This window comes from Synechococcus sp. A15-60, assembly GCF_014280095.1.
Lineage (GTDB): Bacteria > Cyanobacteriota > Cyanobacteriia > PCC-6307 > Cyanobiaceae > Synechococcus_C.
Genome location: NZ_CP047933.1, coordinates 1,913,190 through 1,938,019, shown reverse-complemented (window position 1 = coordinate 1,938,019; position 24,830 = coordinate 1,913,190). Strand labels below are relative to the sequence as shown.

Genomic DNA, 24,830 nt, shown 5'->3' with positions numbered 1-24,830 from the left:
TTTGAGTGAATGTTGGTTCTGTCAGGTCGTTCAGTGCACGACCGACGGATCCGGTTGTGTCTCCACGCCCAGCTCCATGGTTTCATCGAGAACCGGCATGGTCAGCCTGCTGCTCAAGGTGAGCCGGGCATGAAAGATCTCAAACACTGCATCAATGCGCTGTGCTTCAAAGCCTGAGATTTCCAGCATCAACGCCAGGTGATCGAGAAAGGCACGCTCCTGGCGTTGGAACGGCCCATCGGATCGCATGATTTCAGAGGCCATGGCGTAGGCCGTCATCCGTTGCGCAGGGGTCAGGCATTGCGCTGCGCGCAACATCATGTCGTGGGAGCCCACCTCCCGACGCAGTTCCAGGAGTTCATCGAGCAACCCGATCATCTCTGCATCAGGCATTTGGCAGAACGGCTCGCGGTAGTCGAGTGCATGTCTGAACGCTCGCGTTCCCGCTTTGGTGAAGTGCCCATCCCAGGACACGGCGGCGAAGCCGATTGCAGCAAAGGCAGTTAACGAGTCCATCGGTTCCAACAGCCAAGATCTTTGGTCTGGCTTGGGTCACCGCATGTGTGATGTGGCAGCTACTACCAAAGCGCTGCCTTAAGCATTCGTACGCACTAAAAACAAACTTGAGATCAGGCCGGACTCAGAAGCCTGGCAAGGGCCGATCCGAAACGTTGTGTTGATCAAGAGCTTGTCAGTGGAAATGCGAACGTATCGATCGTCGTCGCGATTGTGATTCGCGTCGAAGGCGTCGGTGGATGCCTGCGATCACCATTCAGCATCGAAAAGATCGGAATATTTGTCATAGGTGAGGTCGTTATTCAGACCTGTCACAGCAAGACTGGTGACGCCAAGCTTTGGATCACATTCGATCTTGGCTCGCACTGGGGCATTGGAGAGCAGAGCTTCAACATGTCCACCTTCCTGGCTGTCAAAGCGGCTTGTCTCCACATCACGTGTGAATCCAAAGTCTGCAAGAGCGATGCGTGCATCCCTTAGGCATGCTTCACCAGTGCCGCCGTGGGAAAACGATGAGAGATACAACCATGGGCGTGCCAGTGCAGGACTTGATCCCAAGGCGATGAGTGAGCACAACAGGAAAATACGCTTCATCGCGACCTTTCTTTTGATGCCAATACTGATGAATTCTTGTGCTCGAGTCAATCCTTGAACTCAGTTGGATGCGAGCTGATCAACAACGGCACAACAGCTCGCGGCCTCGAAGAATTACAGAACTTCTGAGGCCAGTCATGCGATGGAGAGCCCTCATGGCTGCGTTGTTGTTGGCACTGTCGACGTCTGCAGAAGCGGGTTTGGCCATTGCGCTGTTGCCGATCGCCAACGTTTGGTGAGCCATGCCTCCCTTTCGCAATGCCAATCTGTTCGATGGGAATGGCACGTTGTTCTTCGCTATGACAACCACATCCTCAACAACTGAGTCTTGAGCGGTCGGGATGCATCTGCTGTTTTGAGCTCAGGCCCGACCCCTCAGTCGTGAAGAGCCCCGCTTCTCCGGATCCTTTCGCTTTGTCAGGAGGTCCAGTGACCGTGGTTTTGTTGCACGGATTCACTGGGTCGCCTGCTGAACTGCGCTTGCTCGCTCGAGCGCTGAATGCTGGGGGGTTTGGGGTGGAAGCGCCCTTGTTGGCCGGCCATGGCACCCGGCTTGAAGACTTGATGGAGATCGAACCCCGCCAATGGTTGGAGCAGATTGATGCTCTGGTGCTTCGTCTGCGCAATCAGGGCCAAAGGGTGGTGGTTGCTGGCCTTTCGTTGGGCTCCATCCTGGCCCTACAGGCAGGCCTGCGCCATCCTGAGGTTGAAGCGGTGATGGCTTATTCGCCTCCGATCATCAGTGGCGATCCGCGAGCGTTGATCGCGCCACTGTTGGCACGGGTGTTTTCTTCGGTGGCGCGTCCGGCCGAAGACTTTGTGGATCCAGAGACCGCTGAGCGCATCTGGACCTATGGGCGCTGGCCCAGTCGTTGCAGCGTGCGTGTGCTGGGATTGATCGGGGCGACGCGACGTCAGCTGGCGGAATTGCAGCAACCGCTGCTGGTGGTAGCCAGCCGCAAGGATCGCGTGATCACGGAGCGGGGGGTGGAATGGCTCAAGCGTCGTACGGGTTCTAGGCGTGTTGACCTTCACTGGCTTGAGAACAGCGGTCATGTGATTACGGCTGATGCGCAATGGCGGTTGGTGGCCGATCAGACGCTGACCTTTTTGGAACGCCTCTAAGGTCTTCCCCAACGGTTATGGATGAATGGACCAGCAGGAACGTGACAACTGGCAGAGAGTGCTCGACTCTCTTGAAGCTGCTGGCGATACCGAGAGTGCGTTTTATGTGCGTGCTCGGGCCATCTGCAATGGAGACCCTGACCCCATGCTCGAGTGGGAGTCAAAATCATGAGTCTTGATCCACTCCAGCGAAGACTGGAGCAATCATTTGAAGCGGAGAAATTGTCGCGCTTCATCCGTGAATGCGACGACATCGAAACGCTCAGGGAGACGGCCCTGTCATTGTTACAACAGCTGGGTCAAATGAAAGTGGCCAGCTCTTGGATGGCAACCCGAGCATCAGAATCTGAAAATGCCAAGTTAAAAATGCTGGCGGAGCTGATCAAGCAACGTTCCGCTAACCCGCAAGCGGAGACAGAAGAATGAGCGCAGCGGTCCGCTCCACTGTGTTGGCGTTGGCCGGTTGTTTCGCCGCCCTTCCTGCCGCAGCTGAAGGCTGGTCTCCAGGTCCGGAACCCGCCCTCTGGTCGCAGACCCGCCAGCAGCTTCAAGCCTCTGGAGCGATGACGGATCGTCCTTGGCAGTTCATGGAAGCTCTGGAAACCCCAGCGGTGATGGCTGGTGAATATCTCAGTGATCGCACCCGTACCACTGCGGGTGTGGAGTTCGAAGCCGCTTTGTTGCTTCGCCGAAATGGCTCTGAAGACTGGCAGGTGCGGGAGCTGACCATGCGGGCTCTATGTAATCAGCAGAGGCTCCAGCGCCGCTCGAGTGACAACCAGTGGCTGGATTACGTCGGTCGCGATGACACTGCCTTGAAGGTGGCTTGGATTTGTGACGTTCCCTGAGCGGGCTGGGCTCTTGCCATCGCGAAGAAACATCGGTACATATGTATTGAAGAACAAATGCATTGCCGGTGCCTTCTGGATCTCCCGAGCCCCTCACGACTGCTCAGCAAGAGCTTTACGACTGGCTTGCTGATTACATCGGCAGTCATCACCACAGCCCCTCCATTCGCCAGATGATGCAGGCCATGGGGCTTCGTTCCCCTGCGCCGGTGCAAAGTCGTTTGCGTCACCTTCAGCAGAAGGGCTGGATCACTTGGCAGGAAGGTCAGGCCCGCACCCTTCAGCTTCTTGGCGGCATCACGTCAGGGATCCCCGTGCTTGGGGCCGTTGCCGCAGGTGGACTTGTTGAGGCTTTTGACGATGTTCAAGAGCGTCTTGACCTTGGACCGGTGCTCGAAACCCGCGGGCTCTTTGCCCTTACCGTGAATGGGGATTCCATGGTGGATGCTCACATCGCGGATGGGGATGTGGTGTTGATGGAGCCGGTGACAGATGCCGGGCGCCTCCGTCAGGGAACAATTGTGAGTGCTCTGGTCCCGGGGAGCGGCACCACCTTGAAGCATTTTCACTGTGATGGTGTGACTGTTCGTTTGGAGGCCGCCAACCCCGCTTATGAGCCGATTGAGCTGCCTGCTGATCAGGTGCAGGTGCAGGGCAAGCTGGCTGCCGTTTGGCGGCAGATGTGATTGCTGGGCCCATGGGACAGCGTCGTTGTAAGCTTCCACATGACGACGGCGAAGCCAAATGCTTCAACCGCGTTCATGGGGCCATAGCTCAGCTGGTAGAGCACCTGCATGGCATGCAGGGGGTCAGGAGTTCGAGTCTCCTTGGCTCCATTAGGTTTTCAACCAGTGGGACATCCCGAGTAGAGCAAAGATGCTTTGGCAAATCGTTTTTGCTCTAACTCCGTCCGTACGGACTCCAGGATCAGATCCCGCTGGAGCAGATGGAGGCCTGCGCCCATCGTTGAGATAGCAGTGCTCAGATCGAGCTCAGCCATGCAGGCGCAGCAACGTGCAATCGACAGGTGATCAGCCCACATCAAGGGTGTTGCGCACCAGATCAGTGTGCCGACCTATTTCTGGTCGTAAAGATCAATCCAGTCGATCGACCCCCAGCCTCCCTCCAGAAACTCACGGCAGCGGCGTCGGGCGTCACAATTCTCTCGTTCTGAATGGTTGCGCGCCTCCAACTCCTGTTGCTCTTTTAACCCACTCCAACGACCCTGTTCGAGGATTTCCGTTTCAGCCTGTGCCCTTGCCTTCGGTGGCAAGGGGCGTCGACGACGCTTGGTTGCCATCACCGCAACCTCGCCATCAGCTGAGACATCACCACAAGCGCATCCTGCAGCGAGATGCACACCGGCTCATCCAGTGCTGACTGCTCTGGCATTGCCTCCAATGCCTCGCGTATACGGCTCAGCGATCGGAGTGATGCGGCGCTGCGCAACCGTGGTGTCTCTTCTAATTGAGTGATGAAGTCACTGGTGGGATTCATGCAATCCGCCTGATCGGCGAATGCATCCCACACCGTTGCCTATGGCGTGAGTTCAAGAGGAAAGCCGATGCCCCCATCGGCGTGATCGTCGGGCGCCCGCTCAGCCTCGCCCCTTGACGCTGGTGCTGGAGGATCCTCCGATGCGGAGTGGCATCTCATTGGCAGCAGTTTTGTGATCTGCTGCTCAAGCAGATCTGACCAATCGCCAGAGCAACCCAAAGCTTCCCGATGGTATGGCCTCCAAAACCTTCAACGCCTGAAGGTTCCCAAGACGTTTCTGTGCCTGGGTCAGCATTGCTCTCCCATGTGGTGCACAGGCATCAACTAGGGCAGCACCTTCAGAAGCTTCAACCTTTGTGCGTTCAATACAGAGATCAATCTGTTGTCCAGCAGTAAGTTCCCCATCAAGCGACCCCAAAGCAGTGCCTCCCGTAACTGACAGCAGTTGAAGCAGTGCCCGTCGTGTGTCCTTTGAAGTGGGCTGCATCAACCAATCATTTAGGGCTTTTCAAGTCTGGCGACGGCAGAAGCAGATGCGCCAAATGGAGGAACGAAGCGCCTGGAAAACGACCTGAACAGTGTTGGAAGTGCAGGCGAATACAGAGCTGTGAGCAAGATCACAGTCCGGGGTGAGGCGGATCATCGAGTCAAACGCTGATTCCAGAGATGGTGTGTGCATCGGAGGGGGACACCCCGAAGACACAAACCACACACCACTTCAAACCAATGTCCAAATTCGATTTCGATCAATTCCAGAAATTTTTTCCTAAGCATGAGGGCAAACTGAATAAAGTTGTCGACGTAAAAGATTTTGATTCAATCAAAAATATCGAGAGTGCAATTAAGATCTTGGGCGATTGGTGGCAATTCGGAACTGATGGAGATGATCTTATATTCACTTCTGATGCAGCCATACATTCAGGTCAGTTCGGTCATGTAGATGCTGGTCTGGGCGCCACGATTACAACCGCTGGTTACGGAAATGATCGCGTCGTAGGTGATTCGCGGAACAATGTGATTTACGGCAATAACGCTTATGCAAGTAATGCACAAGCCTACGTCGATGATATTTATTCTTTCACAGACTTTTCACAGGCTTTTGATCAATGGATCGTTGATAATGACAACCTGGCAGGCGGTTTTGGTGATGATGTCCTTTACGGCTGTAGCGGCGATGATGTGTTGACGGGTGGATTTGGCAATGACCGACTGTTTGGAGGAACTGGCAATGACTTCCTAGACGCCGGTTATGGATCAGATCTCTTGAAGGGAGGTGACGGTATCGACATCTTCAAGCTCAATCAAAGCTTTGATGGGACTGGACAGCGGACTGCTTTTCAGCATGTCACTGATATGAAGGATCAGTTTGATCGCATCAAATTTGGAGGCGAAATCAAAGAAGCTGTTCTTGCGAATGGTGTTGGTTTCGAAGTGATTGATTCAAGTGGCACTGCTAGCCATGTTGTTGCAAAAGCTGGTGACGAAATCCTGTTTTCTTTTGCGGCTCAGAACGGTACGACCCTCGGCTACGACGACAACGGTGTTTGGGTCGCTGAAAACAATGGCGACCTGAGTGCGATTGCGGGGCTGGTGCAGGCCAACACAAACGACAATTTTTGGGCTGAGCCTGGAATGTGATCGACTTTTCGGGGAGCCTGATGTTCACCTTATGAACTGAAAGCCATACAAGACCTGGTTAAGGAAAAGCAGGGCGGGACGTGTGGTTCCTGATGCAACCCCCGATAAAACAAGTCCTAACAATCACGCCCCGCCAAGTGCGGGGTTTTTCATTGCCCTGGAGCCCTCGGCAGGATGTGCGTCACCAGATCAGTGTGCCGACCTTTTTCTGGTCGTAAAGATCGATCCAGTCGATCGACCCCCAGCCCACAAGGGCTGCTGGAACGAGTTCGCGGCTTGCATTGACAGAGCCGAGATTCCGTAAATCGGAGCCAGCGGGGAACACTCACAGCAGTTGCATCGAAACGATGACGCTGGAAACACTGACGACTGTCACGCTGCTAACGGAACTGCTGCTTGCATTGCGAGCCAATGACCCGAACGGTATCAGGACGCTGCTTGACATGGGTCTTGATGAGCTGGGGCTGAACGTGGTGGATGTGCTGACGCGTGACTTCCTGGTGCAATTACTGAGCGAAGAGGAGGCGGATCGGATGATGGGCTGGAACTGGGGAGTGAGCCTCTAACCAGATGGGGGGATAAAGCCCCCAGAACAATCACTCGGATGAGGGATGCGCCTTCACCACCTTTTCAGTGATGGTGCATGTGTTGGCAAACAACTAATGAAATTCATTCCTGCAATCGCAGCTCTCACCTTGATCGCTGCACCAGCTCAAGCCTTCACCGACGCTCAAAACGACAAGATGCTTTCTTTAGTTAAACAAGCCACAGAAGCTGTTAAGTCCAGAGATTTTGCAACTGCTTGCACAAACTATCGGGACTACGTGATTTACCGAATCACCAGTGGGCACACTGAGTTTCGCGAAGTCACAGGCACGCAACAGCAGCGCAATGTACTTGTTCGGCTGAACGATCTCACAGCGAGCCTTAACGAACCAGCAAACAAAGACGGACGAAAAGTGTGCGAACACGCAGGCATGAACTGGGGGATTGCACCTTTGCCTGAGCAGCCTTCAGGCAGCGTGATTCGCATTAACTCATCAAGCGTTAGCCAGAACATCCGTGAGCGCTGTGAACGCAAATGGGGCACTGACTACGAAATGGTTCGCTAATGCATTGACAACCAAACAGAAGCCGCTCGTTCGCTGGGGTATTGAGCCATGCACACCTTTCACCCTGAATCAGACACGCCTTTAACAGGGCATGAGCAGTATTTCGCTGACGTTGCCATGGATGCACTGGATGCAGCCATGGGGACCCTTGGCATCAGCTATGCCGCGGCTGACTGGGATTCGCAGCACTTTCACATCGGCGCACAGTTAGAAGAAGCCATCGTCAACAAGCTGAGGGATTGAGCAATGAAATTCATCACCGCACTCGCAGCCCTCACCTTGATCGCTGCACCAGCTCAAGCCACTGACTCGATCGGTGCTGCTGCCGCTTGGTGCATGACCATGGAAGAGACAGGCAATCGCAAAAAAGCAAACAATGCAATGCGTCAGATCCACGTCGCCACTGGTGGCGGTGGAATGAATGCATTATTAACGGTCGTGCATTGAGCAAGGCCACTGAATACCAGGCACGACGCATGTGCCCTGAATTCTTCGAAGACAAATGAAATACCTGATCGCCACGCTGTGCGTGCTGCCTGTGCGGGATCAAGTTCAGCAATCGCCGCCTGCAACAAACCCGCTGTCATTCCTGACTTCTCAAACGGATTTGATGGACTGATCTTGCTTGAATCAACGCCTGCCATCTTGCAAGCATGATTCAATAGTTGAATCTGATTTGGTGTCATGATTTACGGGCTGCAATGTCCCTAATTGACACCCTAATTTTAGCGAACGCGTTTTATCTACTTTGACTCAACTGCCCTTATCTATGCCAGGTATTGAAGGCTGATTGATGGGGTTAGTCAGACGATTGAAGCAATAAAAAACCCCTGTCAATGCAGGGGCTTTGGGAGCGCTTTAGGATCCATTAACTAAAGGATCCTCACCAGCTCATTGCATTACACCCTCACGCTCCTATCGTTACCTCTTGCACCTCCAGCTCCCTCGTCGCCGATTACCGCCAGCTGCATCTTCTAGCTCTTCATCTGACACTTCTGCCGTTGTCGATTGCATTGATTGAATATCTTCTGCGGTGATTGCGAACCCAGCTTCTTTAGCGATTGCAATAGCAGCTTCAGGTGTGTTTGCTGCATTGAGCTTTTCCTGAAGACTGGTGTCGCCTTGAACCTTTTCCAGGAACGCTTTTAGTTGCTCTTCTGACATGAGAATTACTCCGAAGTTTCTACAGCCTCAATTATATCATTGTAAGAAGTTTTAAAATATCTGAAATTGACACCACCATTCAGACCTTCAAGGTCGCCATCTGACAACTTTTCCTTCACCTGCTCTGCCTCAGTTGTCTCTTCCTTGAGTTCTGGTGACTCCTCCAGTTTCTTTTCGTCTTTGGTGTTCTTAGGGTCTTCCATAAGGTTGATAGGAGAATTCCTAAAACGCCTTACGCCTTTTGAACTCCCCGGGTTCAGTTGTTGGCCTTCTATCCATCCTTTCTCTTCGACGACGCTCTCGATTTGTCTCGCCACTTCCACCCGTCGCGTTTTCCATTTCTTCATCGGAAATGTCGTCCTTGATGTTCTTAGGGTCTTCCATGGCGGTGCTTGGAGGGTTGCTGAAACCGTAGCAAAAGGCCCTTCTTAATCATCTCTTGAATTCCTTCTTAATCTAAACCTTCGTTCTCATGCCCTATTTCTTTCCTGCACTTCTCGCTTGAGGTCACCTCTGTTACTACCACCAGTGGCACTTTCCAGTTCCTCATCAGAAATGTTTTCGTTGATACTTTCCTTCTCTTCTGACATGAGAGTGCGTGGAGCTACAGCTTTTTGATAGTCACGATCGGCTTCAACGACTCAAACGGTCATCGATGAGCCACCAAAGAGCCACTTGCGCATGGGTCGCATGCCAGGGCAACGACCCCATGGCTCAGCAACCAGGTTCCTTAAACGAGGCACCACCAGCAATGGCAGCAAGGGCAACCGCATCCAGCTCGAAATCATCAAACTCATCGTCCTCATCCATCTGCCTGAGGAAGCCACGCACCTCTTCTGAGGTCACCGTCATTCCTTTCTCTGCTGCGATCTCCACCATGCGCTGGATCGAGGCATCAGGGTCTGCAGTCATCAGCTTGAATAGCTCCCCTTGCACACTCATCGGCACCGCATCACGCATTGCCTTGAACTCTTCCAGCGTTGCCATCAGGGGAACTGCAGCGTGACTCCGTTGTAGCCCTGATGCGGCAACAGTTCAGCCACCCGGATCGAACACGGTGGCAGCGGTGTTCAACACCACCAGTTCGAATGAATGCCTTAGATCCGCAATCTGCTATCGCATACCCTCACGCCATTGGCATAAACACCTGGCTTCTCTCTCTTTGCCCACATCAATGGATGCGGTCTAGGCTTTGTTGAAGCTCTGAAATTATGTTGACCCTGATTCCCAGCAGTCAACACATATCGCATGGCATCTCCTGAATGGCCAGGTGCTGCTTTCTCCATATCCTCAGGATTTTTATCATCACTGATGCAATATGGCAGCGTCGTCCATATGTTCTCGCACTGCTCTGTAATGAAAAGCCTTGACTGACCACTGCCCTTTTGAAGCTCAAGCGGTGGTCTTCCTCATTGCCGCTGAAGACGTAGACGGTGCCCAGATCAACGGTGTTGGAACGAGCCTTCAGTACATGCAATTTGAACTACGGTTTGCCGTCTTCATCGCACCGCCAGTAACCCCAGCAATCCGCTGTAGCGGCGTAGATGAAGGCGCGGCCGAAGACGGCTTATTTGGTGACTGCTTTGTGGTTGCTGTTCTTTGTGAGGTGATTAATCAGGAGGATCGCTACTCTAAATCTTGACAGATCTGAAAAGAAAGTTGGAGCTGAGGGAGGCAAAATATATTCGAAATCTGCTCGTAATAAATTGAGCTGCAAAGGCGCAGGAATGTACTTATTTAATGACATCAAGTCGCTTTATAAACATCATTGTGATGTCATCAAATTGCTCAGACTCCTCCATGTATTCATCCAACTCATGGAGCAGAGCATCCTGCATCTCAACAATCTCGCAATCCCCAAATCGATCAAAGTAGTTTTTTAATCGAGAAATCCCATAACCTTCGCCTATGGGATTTCTCGCATCGATCACACCATCGCTATAAGCAAGCAATTTTTCTCCTTCACAAAAAGATGTAGTAGAACCATTGTAGATAGCGTCATCAAAAATCCCCAGTGCTGGACCCGTTGCCTTGAGCTCTGCAAAAATTTCAGCCGTTTTTCTGATCAAAACTGCTTCATGCCCAGCTGACACATAAGACAATTGCGAGGTATCTTCGTGGAGATGTCCAAAGAATACTGTGGCGAAATAAGCAGAGTCGCCGTGATTTGCACTCATATATTGATTAACGTCGCTGATTACGTCGACCATTGCTCGCCCGATATCACCAACGTTCTCCTCTCGAAAACTAAAGCGCGTGCTGTATCGGATTAGAGTCCGGAATACTGACATGAACAATGCGGAGCCAACACCTTTATCGCAGACATCGGCAACAACAAAAAATGAATGTTTCCCGACACTGAAGGTGTCATACCAGTCGCCTCCCACGTCGTAGGCTGGACGCGTCAGAGCAATGACCTCGTAACTCAATCCATCAGGAAATATTTTGGTGAGAAAGAACCTTTGTATTTCAGAAGCAGTACTGAGCTGACGCTGCGTAATTGCATTGAGATATTCAATTTGTTTTTTTGCACTTATAATTTCAGATGTACGTTCATTGATGGTATCGACCGATGAACTGATCTCAGAAATTGGAGACTGCTTATAAAGTTCTTCGAGATCGTATTTCTGCACATCGGTGCTTTTCCTGGGCAGGATTGCGATCCATTCATTTGTGAGTTTTTTGGCTAGAAAATTACTAACCAAAAGAGAGACAACGACGACTTGAGTAAGCAGTTGAAGTGCTATATTCGTAGATTTTGCTAATCCACGAACATAGGCTTCAAGAGGCGTGAAAATTTCAATGTCTTTGAGCTCCGAATATTGGTTATTTGGATAAGAATAAGCCCAATACCCACCAATCAAACGATCGAGTTTGGATCCATCACTTGGCGCCAGAACTCTGAGTTGCTTGCTGATCATTTGTCCGTGTCTATAAACCTCGAGCTCTGGTAAAGTATTTGCAAAAAAGTCTGGTTTATATTCAAACGTTTGTCCATCTTGTCCCAGTCTGAATTTGAACCATACTGTTGATTCGCCTTCCGGCTTAACGATCACGTACTTACCATCTCTTGAAATGATATCGTACTCATTTGTTGCATCAAGATCTTGTTCTTTTGTGTTATTTTTACTAGATCGGAGTGGCTCGACAATTAATCCCTCGAGATCGCCTAGATTGCTGATTGGATCTGTACGATGGATTTGTTGTATCAGCAAGGCTAGGCTGGCATTCCGTTGAATTATCAGCATTTGGGATCGATCGGATGCAATCGTAAATCCTCTTGCGATCAAACTTAAGCTGAGCAGAATGCAAGTCAGCATCAGCACAACACTGGTAAGTGTTTTAAGAGAAATTCTGTGGTGACTACCCTCAAACCTCCGATTACGCTTTAGTTCAATCCAGGAGTAGATTGCATAGGCGACCAAGATATTAAAAACACTTGTGATGAAATTTTTATAGGACAGCGTCAATGCAACGTTGTGTGGAATCCCGAAGTGGTAGACCTCGGTCAAATAGAGAAACGGGCAGCCAATCAGCACAGCAAAAATGGCTACATCGCGAATAAGGCGCCCGCCTCTGATGGCTTGATCACAGCTTTTCTTACGGTTCAGCCAAGTGATCACTCCAATCTCGGCCAATAGACGGCATGCGGTAAGACCATCACCAAACAGCCAAACAGTTGCCAGTGATGACGGAAGTGCAACGGCAAGCCCCCAATAGGAGCGGTAGAGCAAGAAAGCGAGAAGGGAAAAAGATGGGCCAAGCAGCAGCCTCATCCCAAGAAAGACGCTGGGAGCGGCAAGTGTGATGATCAGGCCACCGAGGCTTAGAAGAGCTAACGAGACAAGCTCGGCCTTACTTAATTGATGTGTTTTAGACCCTTTCATATCCATGACTCACTTCATCTCTACTCCTGAATGTTCGGCTGCTGTCCATGCCTGATTGGTCTGTAAGGCGTTTTGATCCGAAAAACCATATAAGGCTGAACCCGCTTATCAACGCCTTGGTGAAACTGTGATTGTCGATTGATCTGGTTTGCGGTGAAATAGAGATATCCATCATCGGCTAGTGCCAGGCTATCTGGCCATATCGCTTTAGGGGAGTACATCAGTGTTTTTAGAGTTGAAACAGAGCCTGTAAAGCGGTGAATGGCATTGTGCTCATAGTCTGTGAGAAAAATCCCGCCACTTTCGTCGGCCTCAAGACCATCGGATGCCCCTGCCACTTGCCCATGATCAACAACCATCTTCTTTAAATTTTCCTCTTGGATGGTTCTGTTGATCAGTGCCTCTGTTGGGACGCTGTAGAGATGCCTGCTGGTTAATGAGCGGAAAAATATGGTTTCACCATCCGCAGAAACTGCGATTCCATCAGTACCAACATTGAAACGTTTCGCACTTTCGCCAGGCTCACGGATCATCAACACCTCAGCTTCTACAATCGGTATAAAGCTCGGATCTGAGCGTGTAAATCTAGTGCCGCTCAAGCGCCTCCAACTTTCGCCCGAAACGAGGTTCACAACAATAATTCCTCCATCGGGCGATGAGTCGCTAATGAAGGCGTAGCTCGCCGCCTTGGTTTTGAATAAAAATCTTACGTCATTGAGATAGGTCTCAGGATTGAGAGCTGCTGGCTCTATCAAGATGGTTCTTAGAACCTTATTATTCTCTAGGCTGACCTGTATGAGCTTTGGACCTCCATAAGAAATAGGGTGCGGGCGCAGACTTCCAGTATCAACAATCCACAAGTGATTTCCGCTTGGATCAATTACCACACTTTGGGCCGATACGATTCGCTTGTCCTGAGTGGATACACTTCCCAGTTGGTTCCACACAGTATTCGGAAATGCAATAGGTTTGCCATCGACAATTTCTGCAACCGTGAACGGAACGTCATCACCCCAGCGTGGGTAATTGATAAAGATGCGACCTGAGCTTGAGACCGCAATCCCTGTGGGCATCGCACCATGAATCTCAGCAACCGTTTCGAGATCTCCGATGGGTTGTTGTGCTGGTATGGGTTGTGCTTGTACTTGTGAACTCGTTGCAAGACAAGCAGCCAAAGCAAATGCTTGGAGGCACTTTCTGACCAACGGCATTTGCAACTAGTAATTCTACTTCTAAATCTAGAGCTTTCGTCTGAGTTTGTCTCAAGACTGAATCGATTCTGGCTTTATCCTGCTTTCACATAACTTGCTCTTCCTCTCGGCGCAAAAACCAGCTTCTCGAGGCGACCACTCATTTGAACCTCGGGTTGAGTGCTGCAGACGTACTCCTCATCCACACACACAGCTGGCTTGCGGTAAACGACGCCTCGCCACGATCATGTCCTCATGCAGCTGACTGATCAGCACTATGCACGCAGGGCTTGCAGTGCCCCAGTCCCCACCGATCCAACACCAATCAGCTTTGGTCTTCTCGGTAAAACTTCTGCTCTTGTCGGAATACCACGGGATCTCAAAATCACCTGGCAGCATCGATCGCTCGACACTCAGGCATGAGCCAAAGAATCCTGCAGTGATCTGACCCCATTCACCCAATACCTCCGCCGCAATCTTGCTCTCATCGCCAAAGCAGCTGGCGCGTAGCTCCTGCTCGTACTGATCAGGGTTGCTCAGATACGGGTTGTCCCGCAGCGTTGACTTCACCCAAACTGCAGGCTGCGCACCGAAGAACTCACCGTTAACAATGCGGTCTGGCATCGACTTGATGATCAGATAATCCCTGATCCACCAGCTGCCAGGACCCAGCGGGTGAACTGTCGCGGTGAATTTTGGCACCATCGTCGGATCGGTGGTCCGCATCGACGATCGGGCGCGCAGCACCACCTGCGGATCAGCTTCCTGACCCAGCTCATCCCAGAAGATATGGCTCAGGTCTTCACCCTGGATCTTGTTGAACGCATCGCCAGCGTCCAGGTGGATCAGCCTGATGGTGCCGCCGTTACTCAGCCGCCATTTCCGTTTTGACTTGGAATACTTTGAGACCGGCGTTATTGCGTGGATCAACGTTGATTGACTTGGTGTCTCACACCGTTCTCAAAGACTGTGAGCGCTGTCATCATTGGCATGACCCTCGATGTCTGGATTGGAGCCTTGGTCCCTCTCAACCGTCTTTGCCTCAGCATCACTGCTGCATTAGCGATTTCCAGCTTTGTTTCGATTGCATCGCCATTTCGCGTTTCAGCTGAAACGGCGTCTGTGCAAGATGCGTTGGAAGAAGAGGTTCTTGAACAGGAGGCTTTCGAACAAGTTGCAGTGGCCTTCGCAATGATGGTTTGGCTACCGCGACTAGGGGCTGCATGTGATCTCTATAAGAAGGGATTCTTTGCTGAGTCTGAATTGCCAGAGGCTTATCGCACGCTCTACAAAAACTATGGCCTTGAAAACCCCACTCCTGAGGCGGATAAAACTTTCTCAAAGCTTATGGAGCTTCTAGAAGGTGGACCTCAAGCGATGGCTGATTATTTTCAAGAGGATGATGCAATGGCATTTGACGGCCAATTATTTGCTGGTTGTCCCCTACCAAATAAGGCATTAGGTTTCTAACGTAAGCCTGATTTCTGCTCAGATCTGGTGGATGCGCAGTGGCTGACAGACAATTGATAGTGACTGTTAATGGGAGCATTCCAGTCTTAATGGTGGTGCTGAAGAAATAAAAACCACCCGACAAGCCGGAAAATTTAGATTTTAATATGACTTTGTTCGACTTTACCCTCGGCAAAAGATTCCAAAACCATGGGTCGCTCCACAGGCCCCATTGTATTTTGCGTTGGTACCGCCTCCTCCGCTCAAGCCTTCTAGCTCATCCATGTTGAGTTCAGTAATTCTGTCGGCGGTGAACTCATGACCATGCTCTTTGGCAATGCAAACAATTTCATCAGACGACTTGGCTGCTTTTAGTTTCTCCTGAAGACTGGTATCAACTTTGATCTTGGCGAGGAACGCCTTGAGTTGCTCTAGGGACATGGTTTTATTTGATTAAGGCTGAAGGTGAGCAATTTCTGCCAGCGGCTTTCAATGCATTGCTTGCAGCAATGACTGGAGTAACAATTGTCATCGTAGTGCCGCCTGATACACCTTCAAGCTCCTTTTCACTGAGTCGGCTGATGTGCTCGGTTCCAAATTCGTGACCGTGCCCCTCACCAATAGACACCACATCCTCTGCTGACTTAGCTGCGTTAAGTCGGTCTTGAAGGCTGGTGTTGCCTTTGACCTTCTCAAGGAACGCTTTGAGTTGCTCTTCTGACAATGGAGGGCGTGGAGCTACAGCTCTTTTGTAGACACGGTCGGCTTCAACGACTCAAACGGTCATGGATGAGCCACCAAACAGCCACTTGCGCATGGATCGCATCCCAGAGCGTCGCCCTGAGACTTGTCATGCGCTTCCTCGTGTCAGCACCCGCCCCAACTCCTAACCTCATCAGCAATGGCAGCGAGAGCGAAGGCATCGAGTTCGAAATCATCAAACTCGTCATCGTCATCCATCTGTCTAAGGACCCCACGCACCTCATCGGCGGTTACTGTCGTCCCTTGCTCTGTCGCAATCTCCACCATGCGCTGAATAGAGGCATCAGGGGTCTGAGGTCATCAGCTTGAACAGCTCTCCTTGCACACTCTCGGCACCGCATCATGCATTGCCTTGAATGCGTCCAGCGTTGCCATTTGGGGAACTGCACGTGACTCCGTAGTAGCTGCGATACGGCAACCGTTCAGCACCCTGCTGATTGAGTAGCGACTGCTCTGGTGGCGCCTCTCATGGTTTGCTCGACAATGCTGGTTTCTTTGGCTTTATGGATTTGCTTTGGTTGGAGAACCCAATAGTCGACGATCTGGCCCCTAGAGCTTTTTCTTGATCACGTTTTTTCTGCTACGCCCTGAATTATCTCGATGCTGTAACTGTTGTTCGGACCCTTCTCTTGCACTGATTTAGAACAGGGAGAAGCACTGTGCTGCAACAGAACTCATCCATTAACGCGTCACCATCAAGTGAGGAGTGGGATCGAATTGGCAAGTGAAAACACATGATGACTCTTGATACACGGCTCCTTGATGCCGAACACACAAAAAGGTCGACGAATGAATCCAGAATTGATAGGTTGAAGATCAACCAAGAATGACTTCAGTATGACTGAGGACCTTAAGGCATACGCGTCTGAGTTTTTCGGTACTGCAATCTTGATGATTGCTGGGATTTCAGCGGTCAGTCTTAATTTTGGAGAGCAGGCATATCTCGCTTCATTAATCCCCAATGAAACAGTTCGCCTTGCATTGGCGGGTGCTGGCTTTGGCCTCGGTGTTGTGGTTGTTGTTTACTCTGCACTTGGCCAAACCAGTGGTGGACATTTAAATCCAGCTCTAACGATTGCATTTTGGATGCAAGGAAAAATAGAAACAAAAAAGCTGGCTCCTTATATCGCAAGCCAATGCTTGGGTTCTTTGGCTGGGACGTGGATTGTCGCCATGATGTTGCCAACTTTGTCATCATCAGTCGGCCATGGAGTGACTAGTGTTGCCGAAGGTATTTCGTCTGGTGTTGCGATTCTCCTTGAAGCTTTGCTAGTCATGATCTTGATCATCATGATTTTCTGGATGACGGCTTGTCATGACAGATCTCGATACACCGGTTTGGCAGTGTTGATTTATTTAATGATCTTTGTTCCGTTGGTGGCGCCTCTAACAGGTACAAGCGTTAATCCTGCTCGCAGCATCGGACCTGCGGTCTACTCTGGTAATTACACGAATTTATTTGTTTATCTTGTTGGTCCCTTGACGGGAGCTGTTGCAGGCACGCTGATCGCAAGACACATCCTTCACCACCAACCAAAATGTAAGCGCGTGTGTGGATTGCCAAAGTCTAAAATGTTAAATGGAGAATGTATTGATTGACATGGGGAATAGTTCTTAAATTAAATCACCATCGGTACTTCATCTAATCTCAATGATAAAGCGCGTCATTTCGTCAACAAAGGCCTGTACGCCCCCTGACAATACAGAAGTGCCAGTGATTAAATTTAAATTTTTGTGGTGTTTTGTGGAAATCTGTTTGACGACATGTGTAGCCCACTCGTCAGGGTTCTCTGGTGGAGACCATTGAGCTCCAGCATTACAAAGAGCACATAAACTTCCAGGACTTGCGGTGATGGCAGCGTCCTTAATCAGGTCTGTCAGAGGGGAAAGAAGTTCAACACCATGACCAAAAGCCCCTACAACAACTTTTGGCTGTTCAAGTGCTCTCTTCATTAAATCGACAGCAGGAGCCGAGCGTGCTGCCTTCACGGGATCCTTCGAAGCAACGATATTAGGATCATACAAAAGGCGTTGGTGCACGTCGATTGGTGCAATAACAGCGGCTGTTTCTGAAGAATTTATATCAACTTCAGAGATATCAATGTGAACGACTGCGTGCCTAATCTTTGGAATTAGGCCTTGATCATAATGACTGTGAAAGCACAGGCTTTTTGTCCCCCACAAATGGGAAACAAGTTCCACAGTTGCCCCATATTGGGCGAATCTGTGCTCATAAAGATCGATTTCCTGGGGAACAAACTGACTTTCCATGAGCACATAGACTTTCAAGCCATCCAGCGGCTTTCGAGCCATCAGCTCTGGGTCTGGCTCGATATCGTCGAGTCGACCGTCGAGGTGATTCAATGCGTGAGGATCGCAATGAATAGTGAATTGATTTGATTTGTCCTCTTCAATATTTGTGAATACTTCGGCGAGATGAAGACCGTCATGCTTGGCAAATGCAGACCATTTTCCTTCATGGTAATGAACGTCGAAGTGTTCACTGTGCATCCCGGAGGCGTTGACAAGTGCATCAAGTGCAACGATCTCTTCAGCTGCTGTTGGCGAATGCGCGTGGACAGTTCTTTTGAATGACGGTCTTTTTCTCCTGGCTGATTTGGGTGACATTGCTTCAGTCCTAAAAAAATTTGGCAGGATAGCGAGGGTCAAAAAATTGACTCGTGAACATATCTTAGCTAGAAAATAGTTGTACAACATAAAATTTTGATAGAATTTGCAAGCTAAAAAGTATAAAACTAATCAAACGAAACGATGTTGATTATGCCCATGGCCAGCTTTTTCAGCATCGTTCTGAACTCTCCGAGCCCTCCAGAGCCATTCTCTAGCCTCTGCCCTTGCTGAGATCTTTTGTCAGTCGCACTCATTTGGCGCTCTCCCTTCAATCGGGGCTTGCGTTGACGGATCAAGAGGGCACTGATCGAATGATCAAGAGATCATTCCATCAATCCAGATTCTTTGTGTTAGCAGTGGATGTCGCTTGATCGTCAGCATCCCGTTTTCAAGGTCTGAGAGGCTTGTGTTGGACGTCGGCACCATCCTTTCGCACCATCGAGTGCATCTCTTTAGTCAAGTCTGATCGTGACCTTCTCTCCCGATCGACGACTCATCCAATCCCTATCTCTCTCATCACTCAATGTTTGGATCAGCCTCTACCGCGATGGCAATGTCCGTTCTTGATGGCGCGTCCCAGGCGTTGTGTCACCGGAATGGATTGGACCAAGTCCGATGGCTCAAAGACGCCTGTTTCATGAGTTGTCCCTCGTTTCGCAGTTGACTGATTGATGCAAGCCAGCCGTGCACTTTCAGCGTCGCCAGCCTTATTTGCTTTGTTCAAAATAATCGCAGGTCTTTGGCTATCATCCGACCAGGCTGTCATGTTCTTCGTTCGAACACAATCAATGCGTCAACTTTTGAGTTTTTTTGCTGCAACAAGCTTCGTTGTATTGCCTGTCAATGCCCATTCACAAAAGGTGGCTTATGAAGAAGGTTGGGATGCCGGGTATTCCTATGGATACGATAAGGCTCGTGCTTTTGCAAATTGTATTCACTACGTCAATGGCACTATAACCAAGCAAGAATTTGTCGAATCCATTGTTTCCATTAAATATCAAGATGCAGAAAGTGATCGCAATAATTGGACGGTGATTATGGATCGTTGGGATGAGCATCAGGATGGTGAGGATTATTCAGAGTTCTATAAAACGTGTGCCCAGGCAGTGAAAGACGAAGGCGAATGGGAGTTGTTGCCTCGTCCAGGGGCGATCTAAATGCACGAGTGATGCATCCTTGTGCTCAGCACTAGTGACGTTGTCCCGCCACCTTTAAGGCATGTCCCCCCGAACACGTACCACGCTCGACAATGCGTAGACGACTCCTCGATGGTGATTTGAACTTTAATTACTCCGGTCTATTGGCTCACGATTGCAAAGTCAAAATTTAATGCCTTCAGCTTTGGAGCCTCTGTGTTGGTGCTGAATGTGTTCTTGTTTTCGTTCAGTTGCGATTTGCGATGGGTTGACCGTCGCAACGATCATGGGCTGGCGTTGCAGTCACTGATTGTCGGTCAACGGTGTCGGCTTGATCCAGCTGGGTGTTGCTTCGCCAGCTGGAGTGATGGCTGATGAACGGATGGGTGGCGATATGCAAGGGTCTCGTCCGTTCAGGCCTCACCTCGATTAGAAATGGATTGACAAGAATTCGCCGACATCGTGCACTTGCTGTATTTCGGGGCTGTTGTTTTTACCGCTGCTTGGTTGGTGGTGTTGTTGTGGCGCAAGTTTGTGGCGATGCGTCAGGCGACTGTGATTATCGAAACCCCGGAACGTGCCCAACAGGTCAGCGCGCTTGAACGGGCGTTTCGTGCCGAGGGCGCTTGTGATGACTCCTCGTCGCTTGATGAGGGCGGCATCTCTGATTGATCTCTTCGAGCGACATCAAGCAGGACAGGTATTTCGACGCATGCAGTTTGTATCAATGAGATACCAAAATTGAGCCATGAACACCGTTGCGTCGGCGTTCTGACCTTGGGGAAGCCAGGAGGGTGCGTCGCCCTCCTTTTTTATGCGATTAGCTGTTGTGCAGTTGGCTCAACAGTCGTGCGGCGAGACCACGCGAAATTCTGCGCTGCACCAGCAGGTCACAGATCCAGTCAAAGAGCGGGATTGAGTCAGTGGTGGTGAGACGCTGCTCGATGGTCTTCAGCTCCCGCACGGTTCTGCAACCCCTCAAGGCATCGATGAGGGTGTCTTCTTTGGGTCGCTGAGTCAGCAACTGGGTGGTCTTCAAGTTGAGAAAAGCCGGATTCCTTTGTCATGGCATCCCTGAGGTCGCTTTGTCACGCTTCAAGCGGACGCTTTGGAAGAAAACGTGGTGGGAGAGCGCGACTCAAGCCTTTCTCTCGCTTACCGTTGGATCCAGCTGCTTGTCGCTGCATTGGCCTGGGAATGCCAGCCACTCAGGGCTGGTCAAAGGCTCAACAAGCCATGGGTCCCTTTGGATTAGACAAAGCTAGGGAGATCAGTTTGGATTCCAAAGGTCAGTTCCCAGCTATCGAAGAAAAGAAATTTTTCAGTGCGTTGTGAATAACTGTTGTTGCTCGATGCTTGAAGAGTCTCATTTGTAGCCTCGCTGATGAGCATTGGAAGAGTTTCAAAGAGTTGAAAGTTGATGCCCCTGGAGGTGCTCATCAGTGCTTGATTGATATTCGTAGTGGTTTGAAATTCGCTGAATTCACGATTTTTTGGTGTTGGATCGTTTTCGGCGCCCCAGATTGATTGCAGTGCTATCAAGTCGGCATCAGAGAACCAGATGTCCCATCCATCAGGACTGATGTTGTAGGACATGATGGTGTCATCCGTTGTCCAGGCGGGGTTGCTTGGATCATCGTTGGGGTGCGAAAGACCAAGCATGTGGCCGATCTCATGCACGATTGTGCTGGCATCAAATTCGCTTAGGGAAGCCAGGTTGTCTGTGTCTTTCCAATAGATATCCCAATAAGCTCCGCCTCCACTCCCTTGCGGATTGACGCTACCCACAACGTCTTCGCTCCAGGTGCTTTGAGATTCAAGGCAGTAAATGTCCAGATCACTGTTGCTGAAATCTTGGACCTCGTTGAAATCAAGGTCGATTAATGGATCTAGCGTCTGGAAGATTGAACGGATAAAATCAGCTTCTTCCTGGGAGTGTCCAAGGGAAAAACCTGAAGACGCGTCGTCGAAAAACAAATCTCCCTGTGGGTTATGAATGTAGTACTCCAGGGTTTCTCCACTTCTCATTACAGCGCTCTGGGTGTGATCGACGAAGGCTGGCTCCGTCAACATGTCGGTTGTTAGAGCACCTCCTCCCCTCGTGTTAGAGCGCTGCGATGTGTTCTGAAATTCAATGTTCTCGTTGCCAAATCGACAGGCACTGCAAGGACAGTCACCTCGGGTTGACTGATCAGCAGGACGTTCAACAACGCTTTCAAGAGAGTCGGAAAGATTGATTGGCATGAGCATGAGGTTCAGGGATGTAGTCGTTGAAGACTTCCCTGTCAATGCACACACAATCCCAGCGATCAACAGCAAACCTGATGATCAGCGTCACACGCTTCTGTGATCTTGGTCACAGGGTGGGTTTTGATGCATCTTGAAGATCTCGTCACGTCGAGAAAGCCAGGACTGAGCTCGTCCTGGGCGTGAGTGATTGGTGTGATGGCAGCTGAAGGCTGAGATCCACTGCTCGTGGCACTTAAACCAGCCCTAAAGCCTGCATCACCTGTAGTCGGATCCCTCCAAGTCTTTTCCAGGCCTGGAGCGCTTGCTCTTTTGAGCTGTAGGGCCGCCAGTCGTTTTCGTCGATCCGTCGTTGCATGTGCCTGGCGACACGCTGAGCAACCAGCACGTCACTTTTCGCCTTCAGCCGAAGGGTCTGGCCATTGATGACATGTTCGGCAGCCATGGGGAACCACTGATTTGGACATTCTGCCGGAGGGGCTTAATTGCCTCGCAAGGCCATGAACATGGCGAATTGCCCTCGGATCCACAGTCGTTTGCTGCTGGTGGTTGCGCGTTCACCTGGCCGTGGAGCTGTTTTGCGTCCCCTCTAAGTTGGCAGGGCATCCCAATGCCAGGGTCCAGCCATGGAGCCTTTCCAGCCGGTCAGCTTGGTTCTGTTCATGGTCGGGATGCTCAGCACACTGACCGTGTTGTGGGTTGCAGCCAGACGAACCGATCAAGCTGAACAAGAGCGTGCACGCGTGAATCGCATGCGTCAGCGCCTCAATAGGCTGATCCAAGATCGATCGTGATTTCTGGCGTTGGTGAAACTCCTGATTGTTGTTGCGGGTTTTCTGGCCTTCCTGTTGCTCACTCAAATGCTGGTGCGCCTCGGCATGGACGACGGCCAGAGCGATTGAGATCAGCGTCGGCCCTTTCCTCGGCCATTGCCAATCAACCCCACATCAATCAAAAGTCCGATTAATACCACCAGCAAACCGCTAAGTGATGCAATGCCGTCTAATGAAGCGACGGCCCAGCAATAGCCCAGCGTGGTGGTGGGTAGCACCACCAGTCCCAGCACCAGCATGATCGGATTGGGGATGGGTAGATCGGCAAACGGCTGAAGGACGAATTCCGGGCTGAACAGCCACATCAAGATCAAGATCAGGCGCGGTGTGATCAGGCCGAGGAGTCCAACAAGACACATCAGTGCAGTCCGATCACTCACCACGTTGTAGCCGTGTCGCCCCACCAGCACGTCATGCATCGATCGGTCGAAAGGCGGTTTGCCTTGTGCATCCTGCGATGGTGATCAAGGTGATCAATCCACTGGCAGCCACTCAGGCTCCCGGCAGCTTCGCTTTGCGCCGTTGCGCACCAGAACAACTTCGGCAAATGCGCCGAAAGCGCCAGTCAGTGATGTCGTTGGACAGGACGAGGGGAACAACAGTCGTCCGATCGCTGTGGTGACGTCGCCCTACACCGCGAAGTCCTACCACTCCATGACGTTGCTGAGCAGACCGGTCAAGTACATACGGGTGGTGTTTCGTGGCGTTGAAAGGCTTGTCATCGCCTGGCGCAGATCAGGGAGAAGGCAGGCCTGAAGCATTACTGCGGCTGATCAGAAATCTCATGCAGGCGGTCGATCAGCAGGTCGACATCCGTGTCGATGCCGCCGTCTTCCGCCCAGGCTTCAGGCACATGGCGTGCCTGCACCAGGTCGTTGAGTTTGGACGCATTTCGGCGTTGCAGCATTGCGGCTGTGTTGCTTCGCATGGCCACTGCGCTCGGCTCTGCCGGCGTGGTGTCGCCATCGAGGTCACCGATCAGATGACAGGACAGACGCCGCCGATGGGGGGATGCACGGTGCTCCCACAAGTAAATCGCTTGCCACGTGCCCAGCAGCAGTCGTCCTTCCACCACACTCAAGCTCATCGTTTGTGTGGTGAGAGCCGTGCGGATATGAGCCGGCATGTCGTCATCACCTTCGTCATCATGCAAGTAGCGTCGTCGTCGCCCATCCGGATCCGTAGGGCCGGAACCATCCTGTGGAACGACAGCGTCCATCCATGCCGCCAGATCCTTCAGCACCCTTGGGTCGGCGTTCTCGTTGATCGTGAGGCTGCAGCTGGTGTGCAGGCAAGTGAGATGGATCACGCCATGCCCCAATCCTGCATCGCTGATCAGCTGGTTGAGTTGATGATTGAGTGGTGTGAATCCTGGGCCGTCGGTGCAGACCTCCAGTTGCGTGAGCAGCTGATCCAGCGCCATCACCAGGGCTCCACGTTCTGATGTCTCTCTAGCGCTGTTCGGAGGACAATGGGATTGGTTTTCCCACCCTGGGGGTTACAAAACCCAAGTCATTCGCTGGCTGGGGTGCGGATTGTGCCGCATCGCCTCCATCGAGGAGACGACTGATCAAACCACTAAAGCGCACATCCCCACCGGTGGTGCTAGCCAACACGGTTTTGGGTTGAAATCGCTTGATCAGCTCAGGCATCACCGTGGCACCCGTGATGAACGATCCAACGAGCGGCAAACCAAGGTCGACCACCGGCGTGATCACGGTGTCGACCCTGCGCGACAGCAGTTCAGGATCGAGCACCCCATGGGGCTCCAGGTAGAGCGAGCCTCCGGGCCAATCCAAGAGGTATCCGTTTTCCACCATTGGAACGGCCGCGCCAGCGGTGGCGCGCACGCTGAGATCACCGATGCAGTGGGTCTCACCGGGGCGAAGGGTGTTGATGCGTTCGAAGCCCAATCGCTGCACGACCTTCCCTGCAGCAGGGGAGCCCAGAACGGGCACTGTTTTGTCCAGCATCCGCAGGGTTTCGGGGTGGCTGTGGTCCGGTAGCCCTTGAGTGAGCAGGATCAGATCGAGCTCCTCAGGGACGGGTTGATCCTGGGGCAGCTCTCCTTTCAGCAGCCAAGCGCCCGGTGGAAACACCAATGGACCGGTCAACCATGGGTCGACGAGGATGCGTCGATCACCCAACTCCAACAACCACCCGTTGGCGCCGTAGTACGTGGCTTGATCGGACATCTCGGT

The 24,830-nt window shown here is 51.4% G+C and carries 34 protein-coding genes and 1 tRNA gene; 15 read left to right on the top strand and 20 right to left on the bottom strand.

Annotated features, from left to right (window positions below; translation table 11 throughout):
• Window positions 1-30: 30 nt before the first annotated feature.
• Together SynA1560_RS10640 and SynA1560_RS10635 are read right to left on the bottom strand one after the other, a co-directional pair.
• Window positions 31-516 carry a tellurite resistance TerB family protein gene (locus SynA1560_RS10640; RefSeq protein WP_186469242.1) on the bottom strand — a complete coding sequence of 162 codons (486 nt, stop codon included), beginning with the start codon at window positions 514-516 and terminating at the stop codon, window positions 31-33.
• 249 nt (window positions 517-765) lie between these two features.
• Window positions 766-1,110, bottom strand: coding sequence for a hypothetical protein (locus SynA1560_RS10635; RefSeq protein ID WP_186469241.1), 345 nt, complete (start codon window positions 1,108-1,110; stop codon window positions 766-768).
• A gap of 381 nt (window positions 1,111-1,491) precedes the next feature.
• Here SynA1560_RS10635 and SynA1560_RS10630 point away from each other — a divergent pair, with 381 nt between their 5' ends.
• The 5 genes from SynA1560_RS10630 to SynA1560_RS10610 all read left to right on the top strand — a co-directional run bounded on the left by SynA1560_RS10630 (window position 1,492) and on the right by SynA1560_RS10610 (window position 3,919).
• Window positions 1,492-2,235, top strand: coding sequence for a carboxylesterase (locus tag SynA1560_RS10630; RefSeq protein ID WP_255476931.1), 744 nt, complete (start codon window positions 1,492-1,494; stop codon window positions 2,233-2,235).
• Between the two features lie 168 nt (window positions 2,236-2,403).
• Window positions 2,404-2,661 carry a hypothetical protein gene (locus SynA1560_RS10625; RefSeq protein WP_186500481.1) on the top strand — a complete coding sequence of 86 codons (258 nt, stop codon included), beginning with the start codon at window positions 2,404-2,406 and terminating at the stop codon, window positions 2,659-2,661.
• Window positions 2,658-3,083 carry a hypothetical protein gene (locus SynA1560_RS10620; protein ID WP_186500480.1) on the top strand — a complete coding sequence of 142 codons (426 nt, stop codon included), beginning with the start codon at window positions 2,658-2,660 and terminating at the stop codon, window positions 3,081-3,083. The genes SynA1560_RS10625 and SynA1560_RS10620 overlap by 4 nt, the downstream gene beginning before the upstream one ends.
• A 62-nt stretch (window positions 3,084-3,145) precedes the next feature.
• Complete coding sequence (lexA, locus tag SynA1560_RS10615; RefSeq protein WP_186469236.1) at window positions 3,146-3,769, top strand: transcriptional repressor LexA; 624 nt, start codon at window positions 3,146-3,148, stop codon at window positions 3,767-3,769.
• 77 nt (window positions 3,770-3,846) lie between these two features.
• Window positions 3,847-3,919: transfer RNA gene (locus SynA1560_RS10610), tRNA-Ala, on the top strand.
• Between the two features lie 239 nt (window positions 3,920-4,158).
• Here the strand turns inward: SynA1560_RS10610 and SynA1560_RS10605 are convergent.
• Window positions 4,159-4,383 carry a hypothetical protein gene (locus SynA1560_RS10605; protein ID WP_186500479.1) on the bottom strand — a complete coding sequence of 75 codons (225 nt, stop codon included), beginning with the start codon at window positions 4,381-4,383 and terminating at the stop codon, window positions 4,159-4,161.
• Window positions 4,383-4,580: a hypothetical protein gene (locus SynA1560_RS10600; RefSeq protein WP_186500478.1), complete on the bottom strand. Its 198-nt coding sequence runs from the start codon at window positions 4,578-4,580 to the stop codon at window positions 4,383-4,385. The genes SynA1560_RS10605 and SynA1560_RS10600 overlap by 1 nt, the downstream gene beginning before the upstream one ends.
• A 726-nt stretch (window positions 4,581-5,306) precedes the next feature.
• Here SynA1560_RS10600 and SynA1560_RS10595 point away from each other — a divergent pair.
• A complete protein-coding gene (locus SynA1560_RS10595) occupies window positions 5,307-6,218 on the top strand; it encodes a calcium-binding protein (RefSeq protein WP_186500477.1) in 912 nt (303 codons plus the stop codon).
• A 181-nt stretch (window positions 6,219-6,399) separates the two neighbouring features.
• Here SynA1560_RS10595 and SynA1560_RS10590 read toward each other — a convergent pair whose 3' ends face one another.
• A complete protein-coding gene (locus SynA1560_RS10590; RefSeq protein WP_186500476.1) occupies window positions 6,400-6,543 on the bottom strand; it encodes a hypothetical protein in 144 nt (47 codons plus the stop codon).
• A 22-nt stretch (window positions 6,544-6,565) separates the two neighbouring features.
• Between SynA1560_RS10590 and SynA1560_RS10585 the strand changes: the two genes are divergently transcribed.
• From SynA1560_RS10585 to SynA1560_RS10570, 4 genes are read left to right on the top strand one after another with little or no spacing between them, the layout of a single operon-like run.
• Window positions 6,566-6,784, top strand: a complete 219-nt coding sequence (locus SynA1560_RS10585) for a hypothetical protein (protein WP_186500475.1) — start codon at window positions 6,566-6,568, stop codon at window positions 6,782-6,784.
• Window positions 6,785-6,829: 45 nt separating this feature from the next.
• Window positions 6,830-7,330: a hypothetical protein gene (locus SynA1560_RS10580; RefSeq protein WP_222930208.1), complete on the top strand. Its 501-nt coding sequence runs from the start codon at window positions 6,830-6,832 to the stop codon at window positions 7,328-7,330.
• A gap of 48 nt (window positions 7,331-7,378) precedes the next feature.
• Window positions 7,379-7,573 (top strand): hypothetical protein, encoded by a 195-nt coding sequence (locus SynA1560_RS10575; RefSeq protein ID WP_186500473.1) that lies wholly within the window; start codon window positions 7,379-7,381, stop codon window positions 7,571-7,573.
• A gap of 3 nt (window positions 7,574-7,576) precedes the next feature.
• Window positions 7,577-7,777, top strand: coding sequence for a hypothetical protein (locus tag SynA1560_RS10570; RefSeq protein ID WP_186500472.1), 201 nt, complete (start codon window positions 7,577-7,579; stop codon window positions 7,775-7,777).
• A 474-nt stretch (window positions 7,778-8,251) separates the two neighbouring features.
• Here SynA1560_RS10570 and SynA1560_RS10565 read toward each other — a convergent pair whose 3' ends face one another.
• The 3 genes from SynA1560_RS10565 to SynA1560_RS10555 all read right to left on the bottom strand — a co-directional run bounded on the left by SynA1560_RS10565 (window position 8,252) and on the right by SynA1560_RS10555 (window position 9,481).
• A complete protein-coding gene (locus SynA1560_RS10565; protein WP_186500471.1) occupies window positions 8,252-8,494 on the bottom strand; it encodes a Nif11-like leader peptide family natural product precursor in 243 nt (80 codons plus the stop codon).
• Window positions 8,495-8,499: 5 nt separating this feature from the next.
• Window positions 8,500-8,841 carry a hypothetical protein gene (locus SynA1560_RS10560; RefSeq protein ID WP_186500470.1) on the bottom strand — a complete coding sequence of 114 codons (342 nt, stop codon included), beginning with the start codon at window positions 8,839-8,841 and terminating at the stop codon, window positions 8,500-8,502.
• Window positions 8,842-9,208: 367 nt separating this feature from the next.
• A complete protein-coding gene (locus tag SynA1560_RS10555; RefSeq protein WP_186500469.1) occupies window positions 9,209-9,481 on the bottom strand; it encodes a hypothetical protein in 273 nt (90 codons plus the stop codon).
• Window positions 9,482-9,860: 379 nt separating this feature from the next.
• Here SynA1560_RS10555 and SynA1560_RS10550 point away from each other — a divergent pair, with 379 nt between their 5' ends.
• Window positions 9,861-10,136 carry a hypothetical protein gene (locus SynA1560_RS10550; protein WP_186500468.1) on the top strand — a complete coding sequence of 92 codons (276 nt, stop codon included), beginning with the start codon at window positions 9,861-9,863 and terminating at the stop codon, window positions 10,134-10,136.
• 91 nt (window positions 10,137-10,227) lie between these two features.
• Here the strand turns inward: SynA1560_RS10550 and SynA1560_RS10545 are convergent, their stop codons facing one another.
• From SynA1560_RS10545 to SynA1560_RS10535, 3 genes are all read right to left on the bottom strand, one after another.
• Window positions 10,228-12,387: a PP2C family protein-serine/threonine phosphatase gene (locus SynA1560_RS10545; RefSeq protein WP_186500467.1), complete on the bottom strand. Its 2,160-nt coding sequence runs from the start codon at window positions 12,385-12,387 to the stop codon at window positions 10,228-10,230.
• Between the two features lie 14 nt (window positions 12,388-12,401).
• On the bottom strand, window positions 12,402-13,592 hold the full coding sequence (locus SynA1560_RS10540; protein WP_186500466.1) for an L-dopachrome tautomerase-related protein: 1,191 nt from the start codon (window positions 13,590-13,592) through the stop codon (window positions 12,402-12,404).
• 177 nt (window positions 13,593-13,769) lie between these two features.
• The gene (locus tag SynA1560_RS10535) at window positions 13,770-14,501 is read right to left on the bottom strand and encodes a hypothetical protein (RefSeq protein ID WP_186500465.1); all 732 of its coding nucleotides are present in this window, start codon (window positions 14,499-14,501) and stop codon (window positions 13,770-13,772) included.
• A 60-nt stretch (window positions 14,502-14,561) separates the two neighbouring features.
• Here SynA1560_RS10535 and SynA1560_RS10530 point away from each other — a divergent pair, with 60 nt between their 5' ends.
• Window positions 14,562-15,041, top strand: coding sequence for a hypothetical protein (locus SynA1560_RS10530; RefSeq protein ID WP_186500464.1), 480 nt, complete (start codon window positions 14,562-14,564; stop codon window positions 15,039-15,041).
• A 162-nt stretch (window positions 15,042-15,203) separates the two neighbouring features.
• Here SynA1560_RS10530 and SynA1560_RS10525 read toward each other — a convergent pair whose 3' ends face one another.
• Window positions 15,204-15,461, bottom strand: a complete 258-nt coding sequence (locus SynA1560_RS10525; protein WP_186469225.1) for a Nif11-like leader peptide family natural product precursor — start codon at window positions 15,459-15,461, stop codon at window positions 15,204-15,206.
• A 4-nt stretch (window positions 15,462-15,465) separates the two neighbouring features.
• Window positions 15,466-15,744, bottom strand: coding sequence for a Nif11-like leader peptide family natural product precursor (locus SynA1560_RS10520; RefSeq protein ID WP_186500463.1), 279 nt, complete (start codon window positions 15,742-15,744; stop codon window positions 15,466-15,468).
• 875 nt (window positions 15,745-16,619) lie between these two features.
• Between SynA1560_RS10520 and SynA1560_RS10515 the strand changes: the two genes are divergently transcribed.
• Window positions 16,620-17,381 (top strand): MIP/aquaporin family protein, encoded by a 762-nt coding sequence (locus SynA1560_RS10515; RefSeq protein ID WP_186469222.1) that lies wholly within the window; start codon window positions 16,620-16,622, stop codon window positions 17,379-17,381.
• A gap of 39 nt (window positions 17,382-17,420) precedes the next feature.
• On the opposite strand, the gene SynA1560_RS10510 is transcribed toward SynA1560_RS10515, so the two are convergent.
• Window positions 17,421-18,410 (bottom strand): hypothetical protein, encoded by a 990-nt coding sequence (locus SynA1560_RS10510; RefSeq protein WP_186500462.1) that lies wholly within the window; start codon window positions 18,408-18,410, stop codon window positions 17,421-17,423.
• 674 nt (window positions 18,411-19,084) lie between these two features.
• Here SynA1560_RS10510 and SynA1560_RS10505 point away from each other — a divergent pair.
• Window positions 19,085-19,570, top strand: a complete 486-nt coding sequence (locus SynA1560_RS10505; protein WP_186500461.1) for a hypothetical protein — start codon at window positions 19,085-19,087, stop codon at window positions 19,568-19,570.
• 441 nt (window positions 19,571-20,011) lie between these two features.
• Window positions 20,012-20,221, top strand: coding sequence for a hypothetical protein (locus tag SynA1560_RS10500; protein WP_186469219.1), 210 nt, complete (start codon window positions 20,012-20,014; stop codon window positions 20,219-20,221).
• A 148-nt stretch (window positions 20,222-20,369) separates the two neighbouring features.
• Here the strand turns inward: SynA1560_RS10500 and SynA1560_RS10495 are convergent, their stop codons facing one another.
• The 6 genes from SynA1560_RS10495 to SynA1560_RS10470 all read right to left on the bottom strand — a co-directional run bounded on the left by SynA1560_RS10495 (window position 20,370) and on the right by SynA1560_RS10470 (window position 24,824).
• On the bottom strand, window positions 20,370-20,588 hold the full coding sequence (locus tag SynA1560_RS10495; RefSeq protein WP_186469218.1) for a hypothetical protein: 219 nt from the start codon (window positions 20,586-20,588) through the stop codon (window positions 20,370-20,372).
• Between the two features lie 212 nt (window positions 20,589-20,800).
• Window positions 20,801-21,799, bottom strand: coding sequence for a hypothetical protein (locus SynA1560_RS10490; protein ID WP_186500460.1), 999 nt, complete (start codon window positions 21,797-21,799; stop codon window positions 20,801-20,803).
• A 232-nt stretch (window positions 21,800-22,031) separates the two neighbouring features.
• Complete coding sequence (locus SynA1560_RS10485; RefSeq protein WP_186469216.1) at window positions 22,032-22,241, bottom strand: hypothetical protein; 210 nt, start codon at window positions 22,239-22,241, stop codon at window positions 22,032-22,034.
• Between the two features lie 459 nt (window positions 22,242-22,700).
• On the bottom strand, window positions 22,701-22,988 hold the full coding sequence (locus tag SynA1560_RS10480) for a hypothetical protein (RefSeq protein WP_186471173.1): 288 nt from the start codon (window positions 22,986-22,988) through the stop codon (window positions 22,701-22,703).
• Between the two features lie 401 nt (window positions 22,989-23,389).
• Window positions 23,390-24,052, bottom strand: coding sequence for a secondary thiamine-phosphate synthase enzyme YjbQ (locus SynA1560_RS10475; protein WP_186469215.1), 663 nt, complete (start codon window positions 24,050-24,052; stop codon window positions 23,390-23,392).
• A gap of 28 nt (window positions 24,053-24,080) precedes the next feature.
• A complete protein-coding gene (locus SynA1560_RS10470) occupies window positions 24,081-24,824 on the bottom strand; it encodes an MBL fold metallo-hydrolase (protein WP_186500459.1) in 744 nt (247 codons plus the stop codon).
• Window positions 24,825-24,830 lie beyond the last annotated feature (6 nt).